Consider the following 11,091-nt stretch of genomic DNA (forward strand, 5'->3'; position numbering starts at 1 on the left):
CCATATTTTTTAACAAATTTGGTATAATTTTGAAAATATCAGAAATTTTAGTCCAAATTTCAGTAACTGAATTAAAATTCAACAGTTTAAAACCATTTTCTTGTGAAAAGCCCAGTGAGGGTTTTAGGACTTACAGTTATAATAAATCGAATTTTTTCACCGTAGTTAGGTTGTGAAACCTCCCAACCATTGTTCGAATAAACAGGTAAATAAAGTTCGAAATAATCGGTAACCAAATTTAAACGAACACCAGAATCATAAACGAATTTCTCACTAACTCCTGTATTTTTAACTAATCCGGCATCACCATATAATTCTATCCATTTCCATAAATTAAAACTACCATTAACAGTGGCCATCCAATTATTCGAAAATCGATATTGTTGATCAAGGAAAGATTTGAAGCCACCTTCCGCTATAATTATTTGTTGACTATATATCCCAGAATCTTCAGACCTACCCAAATATCCATAATCAAAAAGATAATCTGTTGGTCTGTCTAAAGCGAAGCTGAAAAAATCGGTATTTGTTTTATTACTTAAAAACTTACCGGCAAAAAATCTAAGGTTCAATTGCCTGTTATTCTCAAACAATTTGCGGTATTCATATTCGAAAGATAATTTACTGAAATTACCGGCTAGCTGAAAATCGGCAAACCACGAATTATAGTCTAAAATCCCATTATTTCTATTGACGTAGCGAGCATTAAAAATACTATAATCAGGATTTTCTGGGTCATTGGCCAAATTCTGAAGTGATGGGTCGAAATCTCGTAAAATATTAACGTATCTAAAAGAAATGAATTCTCGCTTATTGGATAATAAATCTTCAGGTCTAAAACCGAAGCTTAAAGATGGAGTTATTGATGTATACCTTGAATTTTCATTAAAATGAGATGTTGAAGCTCCAATACCATAATTAGCGACATACAGTCCACTTTTGCTTAAATACTTTCTATAACTAAACTTACCATACCCCACGAATGCCTTTTCTTTAAAGGAGTAGGAGGGTGAGAAATCATATACAAAGGGGCGCTCTAAGAGTGTTTTATTGTAAAGACGCATGCCAGGTGCCCAACCGTCATAAATATTAAAATTAAGTACAGGAACATAAAACACTTGGTTATAATAAGGATTCTCGGCATCCTTGAAAAAAGTGAAATTTAATTTCTTATTACTCGATAAAAATCCTTTTAAAGATTTCCAGTTGTCTCTCTGATTAAATTCTGGAATTTTCTGGTCGTAATTAAGTACAAGTTTATCTTCATGGTTATTAGGAATTGTAAAAGTCTCTTCGAACTCAATATCACTAAACCAATATTCAGATACTATAGAATCCTTTTTAAGGCCAAAAACTGATATTGGTACATTCGTACCTTCTTTATTTTTAATCGTGACTAACAATGAATCTTCGGCATTCCTTACCTTTTTTATCTTAAAATCGATTTTGCGATCCGTAGAAACATAATCTCTAAAGAACCAATTGATATCTTGGGTAGTCGACCGTTTTAGGATGGATTCAAAATCAAGAACTTTGACCGTATTTAATTTATAATACTTGAAAAAGGTCTTTATGCTTTGATCGACTCGTTCTTTACCAATATAGTCTGCTAAATAAGCGAGGCCCAAACCAGCTTTATATTTATTAGCGATTTTTTGATTAAACCAAATAAGGGAATCGTTTGAGGTCTTAAGTGCTTGATCTAGATTTTTACGTGCTGTTAGGTTGTATAAAAATGAGTACTGATCATTAAAGTCCATTTTAGCCAATTCGAAACTCCTAAATCCCCAAATTTTTGAAAGCTTACCCATAAGTTTCTGGTCTGGGTAATATTCTTCAACATAAGCAATTATCAAATAATTAGTGATTGCGCTATTTAGCCATTGGTCTTTACGCGGATTTAAAAACATGGTCTCCCTCAAAATACTGTTTAATGCAGTTTTAAGGAATTTCATTTCAAATTGAAATTGTTCTTCGTATGGTCTTATAAAGGAGGGTAATTGATTCAAACCATATAAAGGGTCTTTATCATAATCTAATTCACTTACCAATATTTTTTCATGAGGATACTCTCCTAAATTGTCATAAATAAAATCAGCTACTTTGTTTATGGAAAGACCTTGACCGATTGGACTATACCGAGGAGCTTTTATATTCGTAAGAAATTTCATGTGAGGGGTTACATGGGTAATGAACTCATCTTGAGTATTTAATATAATTTCTCCTCCTTTTTGTAAATTTCCTTTCAATTGGGCAAATTGGCCATTGGGAAATGCTGATAAAGATTCAATATCAAAATTTGAAGCTAAATAAAGACTATCTGGAAACTTAAAATTAATTACCGTATTAGTAACATTGGTGTATAGGTCTTCAAGATTTTTATTTGAGTAAAGATGCCATTTGCCATCATAAACTGCTGGCGTTAAGTACCAATCTTTTAAATAATAACCACCTTTTTGATCGTACCCATATGGAGTGAATTTGTTTGGAGGTAATTTTACCTTGTAAGTAATAAAAATTTTTGTTGATGTTTTTGGAAGTAAAATATTACCTAGAGTAACTTTCAAAATATCTTTTCCTTCAGTACGGCTCCATTCTAAGCCTTTGTACGAATCGTCTACTACACTAACAATTGTAGTAGTTCCTCGCTCCTCAGCCTTTGCTAGGTGTAAAGATTTTTTAAATTCTAGTGCAAATCGTTTCGCTAACCCTGTATTTTTATCTGAATAAGCGTTAGCCCAATCGTTAAAATAAATTACACCAAGGTTGTAATTAGAGTCGTTGTAGTAAGTAAATTCTTGGCGTATATCCAATTCATTGGTATACTCATTTAAACTAACTGTTAGTTCGGTTTTATACTGAGCATACCCCTTGGTTATAAAAGAAACCAAAAGGATTAAACTTAAACAAAAATGAATATTGAATTTCCGGATCAAGGCTATGATTAAAAATTAGGACTCATCGTATGCCCTTTGTAAAAGGAATCTATAATTTGTACAACTTCTTCTTCGGTATCTACAATTTTAATAAGGTTTAAATCTTCAGGACTAATATTCCCCATTTTAAGCATGGTTGTTTTAACCCAATCCATAAGACCTGTCCAGAAATCACTACCCACTAAGATGATTGGAAATTTACCAATCTTATGAGTTTGTATTAAAGTAATTGCTTCAAATAATTCATCTAAAGTTCCAAAACCACCTGGCATCACAACAAAACCTTGAGAATATTTAACGAACATAACTTTTCTAACGAAAAAATAGTCAAAGTCTAAACTTTTATCAGTATCAATATATGGATTGTCATGTTGTTCAAAAGGAAGGTCAATATTCAAACCAACTGAAGTACCACCAGCCAAATTCGCACCTTTATTTCCAGCTTCCATGATACCTGGGCCACCACCAGTAATAATACCATAACCTGCTTCAGAAATCGATTTTGAAATGGAGACTGCCAATTTGTAAAACGGATCTTCTTCTTTAGTTCTGGCAGAGCCAAAAATAGAAACACACGGACCGATTTTACTCATGCGTTCAAAACCATTAACAAATTCGCCCATAATTTTAAAAATGGCCCAAGAGTCATTTGTTTTTATTTCATTCCAACCCTTATGGTGTTTTTCTGATCTCATATAATTTAGTACTAATCTTTATGGTTTGTGTAAACTACATTTAAAATTCTAATTCCCGCTTTAAAAAGGTTGCGGTATAACTTTTCTTGTCTTTGGCAACTTCTTCTGGGGTTCCTTTTGCTACTAATTTACCACCTAAACGTCCACCTTCATAACCAATATCTATGATGTAATCGACCATTTTAATTACATCCATATTATGTTCAATGACCAAAACGGTATTTCCTTTATCGGCTAATTTGTTTAAAACTTCCATTAATACCCTTATATCTTCAAAATGAAGACCGGTTGTGGGTTCATCTAAAATATAGAAAGTATTGCCCGTATCTCTTTTAGAAAGTTCTGTTGCCAATTTTATACGTTGGGCTTCACCACCCGATAATGTTGTCGACTGTTGACCCAAAGATATGTAACCTAAACCAACATCTTGTATCGTTTTTAACTTACGATGAATTTTAGGTATAAGTTCAAAAAATGAAACAGCTTCGTCTATGGTCATTTCTAAAACATCGGAAATTGATTTTCCTTTATATCTTATTTCTAAGGTTTCTCGGTTAAATCTTTTGCCGTTACATGTTTCGCATTCAACATACACATCAGGTAAAAAATTCATTTCAATAACCCTAAGGCCACCACCTTGACAAGTTTCACAACGACCACCTTTTACATTAAAACTAAACCTACCCGGTTTATAACCTCTGATAGATGCTTCTGTTGTTTTCGTGAATAAAGACCTGATCTCACTAAAAACACCAGTGTATGTTGCAGGGTTGGATCTAGGTGTTCTACCAATAGGAGATTGGTTAATATCAATAACTTTATCGATATGTTCTAAGCCAGTAATTTTTTTATACGGCATAGGTTTTTTTACTCCATTAAAATAATGGGCGTTCATAATCGGGTAAAGCGTTTCGTTTATTAGTGTAGACTTACCACTACCAGATACTCCTGTAACACCAATCATTTTCCCTAAGGGAAATTTGACAGTTACATTTTTTAAATTATTACCGGTACAACCAGATAAAACTATCTCGTGACCATTGCCAGCTCTTCTCTTTTTAGGGATTTCAATTCTTTTAGCGCCGGTCATATAGTCCGCTGTCAAAGTGTTGAAGTTCTTTAATTCTTCTGGAGTTCCTTGCGAGATGATTTCACCACCATTTTTACCAGCTTTTGGCCCAATATCAATAACATGGTCGGCCCGTTCTATCATATCACGGTCGTGTTCAACAACAATTACTGAGTTACCTATATCCCTTAATGATTCTAAGGATTTAATTAACCGCTCATTATCTCGTTGATGCAAACCAATGCTTGGTTCATCTAAAATATAGAGTACGCCTACAAGTTGAGAACCAATTTGCGTGGCCAAACGTATTCGTTGTGCTTCGCCACCAGAAAGTGATTTTGAGCTCCTATTTAAGGACAGGTAATCTAAACCAACATCTAAAAGAAATTGAATACGAGTATTTATTTCCTTTATAATTTCTTCGGCTATCTTCAATTGATTGCCTTTCAATTTTTTATCAAGTCCGTTGAAAAAGCTAGCCAATTCAACGATATCCAAATTCGCTAATTCTGCAATATTCTTATCTTCAATTTTAAAGTATAGGGATTCCTTTCTCAAACGAAAACCATTACATGACGGACAAATTATTTTATCCATATACTCTTTGGCCCATCGTTTTATAGAAGTAGAAGCCGCTTCTTCAAACTGATTTTTTATGAAGTTAGAAATACCCTCATAATCTATTTTGTATGTTCTCTTGACCCCCAAAGACTTTGAGTCTACCTCAAAACTTTCTTTGCCACCATTTAATAAAATTTCAATGGCTTCTTTGGGTATGTCTTTAATAGGGTCGGTTATTTGAAAATTATAGCGCTCTGCTATCGTTTCTATCTGTTTAAAAGCCCAAGATTTTTTATAGTCTCCAAGAGGAGCAATACCACCACTTTTAATAGATAGTTTATTATCTGGGAATATCTTCTTTTCATTTACCTCGTAAACATGACCCAAGCCACTACAATTGGCGCACATACCTTTCGGCGAATTAAAGGAAAAAGTATTTGGTTCAGGCGTAGGATATGAAATGCCCGTAGTTGGGCACATAAGGTCTCTACTGAAATACCTAGGTACATCGGTGCCTTCTTCTAACACCATAAGCACATTATTACCACTATACATTGCTGTATTTATGGTTTCTGATAAACGTTTATGAAAATCTTCGCTCTCAATTACCTTTAGACGGTCAATGACAATCTCGATATCGTGGGTTTTGTAACGATCTACTTTCATACCCTTTACAATATCTTTTACCTCACCATCTACTCTTACTTTTACAAAGCCTTGTTTAGCTATCTGTTCAAAAAGTTCACGGTAATGCCCTTTTCTTGATTTAATTATGGGAGCTAGTATGTTTATCTTTTTATCGTAATACGATTCGATAATCAAATTTTTAATTTGTTCATCACTATAACTAACCATTTTCTCACCTGTATTGTAACTATGTGCGTCAGCAGCGCGGGCGAAAAGCAGTCTTAAGAAATCATATACTTCTGTTATGGTACCAACGGTAGATCTAGGAGATTTAGATGTCGTTTTTTGCTCAATGGCAATAACAGGCGAGAGTCCATCAATCTTATCAACATCTGGTCGTTCTAAGCCACCTAAAAATTGTCTTGCATAGGCAGAAAACGTTTCAATATAACGTCTTTGACCTTCAGCATAAATTGTATCAAATGCCAACGAAGATTTCCCACTGCCCGATAAGCCAGTAATAACTACCAGTTTATCGCGGGGAATTGTAACATCTATATTTTTAAGGTTATGAACGCGGGCACCTTTAACCTCTATATTTTCTTCAAAATTAATCATGTATTCATAGCAAAGATGCAAAAGTACGATTTTGAGTGCGATTTACATATGTCGCGGTATTCTTTGCTTTTTGTAAAATGGTATAAATTTCTGTTAAATATATTGTTGTTTTTTAAAAGAATAATGAATACATGAGGATACCTGATACAAAACTATAACTTAAATAAATCACACAAATCCATTTTGAAATTTACAGATTCTTCCACCAGTTAGGATATGTAGTGATCGAATCCTTCAAAATAATCTCTTGCCCTATTTGTGGAGCAATAACCACTATGTTTAATTCATCAGCTTTTACCTTAATATGTAGAATTGGATCTTTCCAATCGGGTAACGCAAATTTAAATCCGGCCCAATGAATTGGCATTATTTTTTTGCTTGAACATCAATACCCGCTTGAGCAGTTTCTTCTGGCATCATATGAATATCTGATCACATTTGGTTGTACTGACCACACTCCATCAAACCAAGGTCAACGGACCGTATTTTCCTCCTATTTTCTTAAAATGTGGAGCATAACCGCTAAAGTAAATATTTTCATTTTCAGAGGTAATTACCCAAGAACTCCATAACGTACTTTGACTATTGTTTATATTTCTACCAGAGAAATGCTGAGCAGGTGTACAAACTAATTTTAAAGTTTCAAATTGAGTTTCTTGCCATCAGTACATTTCAGTAATTTTAGCATCGGGAACTCCCCATGCCTGTAACTGGTTGCCAACACTAAGTGGTGTATAGAAATGTTTTGTTTTACCCTTAATTTTCAACACAGATTCATAGTCAAAATGGTCATAATGATCATGAGAAAAAATCACGGCATCTATTTGAGGTAATTTTTCAATTTCTAATGGAAATTCTTTATTAAATCGATTTCTGCCTAAAAATGGGTGAGGGGCAGGCACTTTACCGAACATTAGGTCGATTAGAATATTCTTTCCTTCAATTTGTAATAAAAATGAAGAATGACCGAATCATATCATTCTTGCCTTACCATTATAATCGGCGACATTAATTAAATTTATTTTTTGAGCTTGCAAATCTTCTTTAGGTCGTTCATTAGGAACCTTTATAGTGAAAAATTTATAAGCTAAACTTAAGGTCTCGAAAAAGCTTAAATCTATTGGGACAGAGCTAGTATTTCTAAATTTTCGATTATTAAATTGATTGTATTGTTCATAACACAATTGCTGTTTCTTAGTGCTATTTCCACCAAAACTTGGATAGAAGTTGATAAATGCTAGTAATACTATAAAAAGTAATCCAATTAGGATTAGGGTTGTTATCATTATTTTTTAAAGTTTTTTTGAGCATTATTATTTTAATAAACTGTTTGGTGAAATTTTGAAATTTCTGACACAAAACAGTTCCTAATTCCCTGTAAATAACTTCGCATCTTAATTAAAATTTGTTTTTACTGTATTTTTTACTCTAAATTTTATAACCTATAAATTATAAGTATCTCTAACCTAAACTTATAATCGTTTGGATTGTATTTGTATATAGAGTTTTGATAAGAAACTAGATTATCTGATGTTTAATAATCATCTTTTGGAAAGATCACCCTTTGCGGTATAGATTTTTGGTGCGGAAAAATTACTTTTTGTAGGTAAATCGTGTTCTAACACGTGTTCACTTTCGTGTTTGACCGTAATTACTTCCAGAAATATAGACATAAAAAAACGGTTTAGTGAAAACTAAACCGCTGTTTTTAAAGATTTTAATCTTAGTAGCGAGAGGGGGGCACGATCCCCCGACCTCCGGGTTATGAACTCTTGGTTTAGAAAAAACGCAATGGTTTTATTGACCTCAAACGCTATTAAATTATAAAATCGTATGCAAAAACGTATGCAGTTTAAATTTTCTGATTATTAATTAATTCTACAGCAATTTATAAAATAAATATAGAAATTTTGAATTTAATTAAATTTAAAATTTCTAAATCCACTAAACCAATATTGTTAAATAAGTTAGATAAAAAATAGGAGCTAATATTTTATAAATTTTATTTAAACTTTAATTTGCACATAGAAAATTCAGTCAAGTATTTTTTCTCTCGAAATTTCAGGTTGGGGGGATTTCAAAGGGACAGGCATACGCTTGGAGTCGAACAAGAATGGGAGGATGGGCAGTAACCCAAAACCCTATACTGGGAACTACAATAACCGTAAAACGATTAAAAATGAGGGGTTATATAAGTTTAGTCGAATACCACAAAACTGCATCATTACTGAACCGCTAAGTACGAGACCCGTACGCTTAGTGGTGTGAGAGGCGTAGTGGCGGCTTTTAGGTCGTCACCCGTCTACTCGATTGGCAGTAGTTTTTATTTCATTTCAACATTCATAATTCCTTGTCCGTTTTCTCCTAAATATTTTAATATGATTTCTTGATAAGCATCAGTTCCGTTATCGCTATTGGTAAAAATAACAAGACCTTGTTTTGTTTTTGGAATTATAAATGCAATTGTATGAACACCAATATCATCACCTCCGTGAACCATTGCAAAATCATTATTTATATTTATGTTTTCGTCAATCCACCAACCAAGACCAAAGTATTTGTAGTCATTTATCGTTACTTGGCTTTTAACCATTTCCTTTTGCAATTTTTTGGATAAATCAGCACCATTTATGATATAAGTGACAAACTTACTATAATCTTCAATGGTGGTTAGTAAATCATCTGCTCCGTGAGCTTCAGTTTGTTTTTTTAAAGTATATATTTCTCCTTTTTCAGTATGCCATTTTGCAATTTTGGTTTCATATTCTTTATTCCAAACAAAACTCGTGTTATTCATTTTTAAAGGTTTGAATATAAGTTCAGATGCCAGTTGTTCTATCGTTTTATTGAATTTATATTCAATCACTTTTCTTAAATAGTCATACCCCTCTCCTGAATATTGATATTTTGTTCCTGGTTCAAATTCAAATTTTAGTATCCCATCTTTATAATTTTCTCTGTTATTTGTAAATCCTGTTTGATGACTCAAAACGATTCTTGGTGTTAATAGTTTTGCTCTTGAGTCATTTTTAATATCTGGGTCTACATAATATTTATAAACGGGTTCATCTAAACCCAATTCACCTAAATCAATTAATTTTAATACTACTAAAGCAATTATAGGTTTTGTTAGTGAGGCAACATTCCAAATGGTGTTTTCGTGTGCTTTTATTCCTTTTTCTAATTTTCCAAAAACACTAATTTGTTCAATTTTTCCGTTTTCAATATATCCAATTCCTAATGCAGGAATACTTTTTTGTTTTAACCATTTTTCAGTTTCTCTCTGGTCTTTAAACAATAATTCTTTGTTGATTGGTTTATCAAAATCTTTATGGTCATAACTTAAACCTTTGTTTAACTTCCAATTTCCATTCTCAACAATCCATAGATGATTAAATTTGGCAATGCTTGTAAGGTATTCCGTACTATCTTTTTCGATTGCGTAAAAATGATGTATTCCAGTTTCTATAGCACCATATAAAGTTCCATTATATTTTAATGGATAAACTTCTAACGAGTTTTCAATTAACATTCTTCTGGGTTTGTAATTTAATTTGCAAAGTCCATTTTGGATGCTATTGATAAAAGCAGATTTTGAATCTGTAATTCCTGTTTGGTCGTGATAAAATTCAAATTTTTCGCTGATTAAATTTTCAAACTGACTTATATCACAATTGTTAAATCCTAAATTAAAAAGTAGGCTATCCTTTTCTTTTATTATTTGGTATAATTCAGACGATTTTTCTGTTTGTCCAGATACTACTATTGAAAGTAATATCATTTGAAATAAAAGGAAATATTTTCTCATTATCAAAGTTTTTTTGTTTGATGCAAAATTCAATAATTACAATCAAAAAAATTACTTTAGTAACCCGACAAAAACCTGACAATACGTTGGCGTGTTTATAAAAAACTGAAATTCAATTTTATATGAAGCCTATCTCTTTTCTCTATTTCCATTGTATTTCGAAGAATGATATACAGATTTACTACTAATAAGGTAAGTATTGTAAAAGTAGTTACTTGATTACTTAAAGAAAACCAATTTTTTAAAAATGAACTTGCAATTACTAAAAGAATTGAAGCTAATGTCCATAATATTTGAATGGAAATAATTTGTTTCGTAATTGTGTTAATTTGTTTTTTCCAATACATAATTATTAATGGTAAAATAATACTCCCAAGAGGAATTATTAATAATGGTATTGAAGATAAATTAATATATTTTATTAGATTTTTATTGCTTTTGATTGGCTCTATTTCATCCTTTAATAATACATCTTTGCTCACTCCTAAAGCATTGGATAGAGCTTCTAATGTAAACCCTTTTGGTTTTGTTCCAGACTCAATTCTTTGAATAGTTCTTACTGAAATATTTGCTTTTTCTGCCAATTCTTCTTGGGTCAAATTTAATTTATCTCGAAGTTCTAAAAGTATTGACATTTTATAAATGTTCGTTAATATACATTGTTTACAAAAGTTATAGAAACATCGTTTACACTAAGTTAGTTTCTAACCTCACTGATTGTTCTTTTTTTCTAAACACATGTTCATCAAAGTATCCTAAAAATACGTTTCTATAAAA

Annotated in this window: 7 protein-coding genes and 1 pseudogene; all 8 read right to left on the reverse strand. The window is 32.1% G+C overall.

What is annotated here, in order from left to right; genetic code table 11:
* Window positions 1–86 precede the first annotated feature (86 nt).
* Window positions 87–2,891 carry a gluzincin family metallopeptidase gene (locus BMY56_RS13145; protein ID WP_245737220.1) on the reverse strand — a complete coding sequence of 935 codons (2,805 nt, stop codon included), beginning with the start codon at window positions 2,889–2,891 and terminating at the stop codon, window positions 87–89.
* Between the two features lie 53 nt (window positions 2,892–2,944).
* Window positions 2,945–3,631: an LOG family protein gene (locus BMY56_RS13150; RefSeq protein ID WP_091625021.1), complete on the reverse strand. Its 687-nt coding sequence runs from the start codon at window positions 3,629–3,631 to the stop codon at window positions 2,945–2,947.
* Between the two features lie 40 nt (window positions 3,632–3,671).
* Window positions 3,672–6,506: an excinuclease ABC subunit UvrA gene (uvrA, locus tag BMY56_RS13155; protein ID WP_091625023.1), complete on the reverse strand. Its 2,835-nt coding sequence runs from the start codon at window positions 6,504–6,506 to the stop codon at window positions 3,672–3,674.
* Between the two features lie 190 nt (window positions 6,507–6,696).
* On the reverse strand, window positions 6,697–6,873 hold the full coding sequence (locus BMY56_RS18905) for a hypothetical protein (RefSeq protein ID WP_245737221.1): 177 nt from the start codon (window positions 6,871–6,873) through the stop codon (window positions 6,697–6,699).
* 94 nt (window positions 6,874–6,967) lie between these two features.
* Window positions 6,968–7,420 (reverse strand): annotated as a pseudogene (locus BMY56_RS18910) (MBL fold metallo-hydrolase).
* A gap of 57 nt (window positions 7,421–7,477) precedes the next feature.
* Window positions 7,478–7,792, reverse strand: a complete 315-nt coding sequence (locus tag BMY56_RS18915) for a hypothetical protein (RefSeq protein WP_245737222.1) — start codon at window positions 7,790–7,792, stop codon at window positions 7,478–7,480.
* A 1,037-nt stretch (window positions 7,793–8,829) separates the two neighbouring features.
* On the reverse strand, window positions 8,830–10,314 hold the full coding sequence (locus BMY56_RS13165) for a serine hydrolase domain-containing protein (RefSeq protein ID WP_091625026.1): 1,485 nt from the start codon (window positions 10,312–10,314) through the stop codon (window positions 8,830–8,832).
* 95 nt (window positions 10,315–10,409) lie between these two features.
* Window positions 10,410–10,949: a helix-turn-helix domain-containing protein gene (locus BMY56_RS13170; protein WP_091625028.1), complete on the reverse strand. Its 540-nt coding sequence runs from the start codon at window positions 10,947–10,949 to the stop codon at window positions 10,410–10,412.
* Window positions 10,950–11,091 lie beyond the last annotated feature (142 nt).

Origin of the sequence: Maribacter orientalis (genome assembly GCF_900109345.1) — a bacterium.
GTDB classification, from domain to species: Bacteria; Bacteroidota; Bacteroidia; order Flavobacteriales; family Flavobacteriaceae; genus Maribacter; species Maribacter orientalis.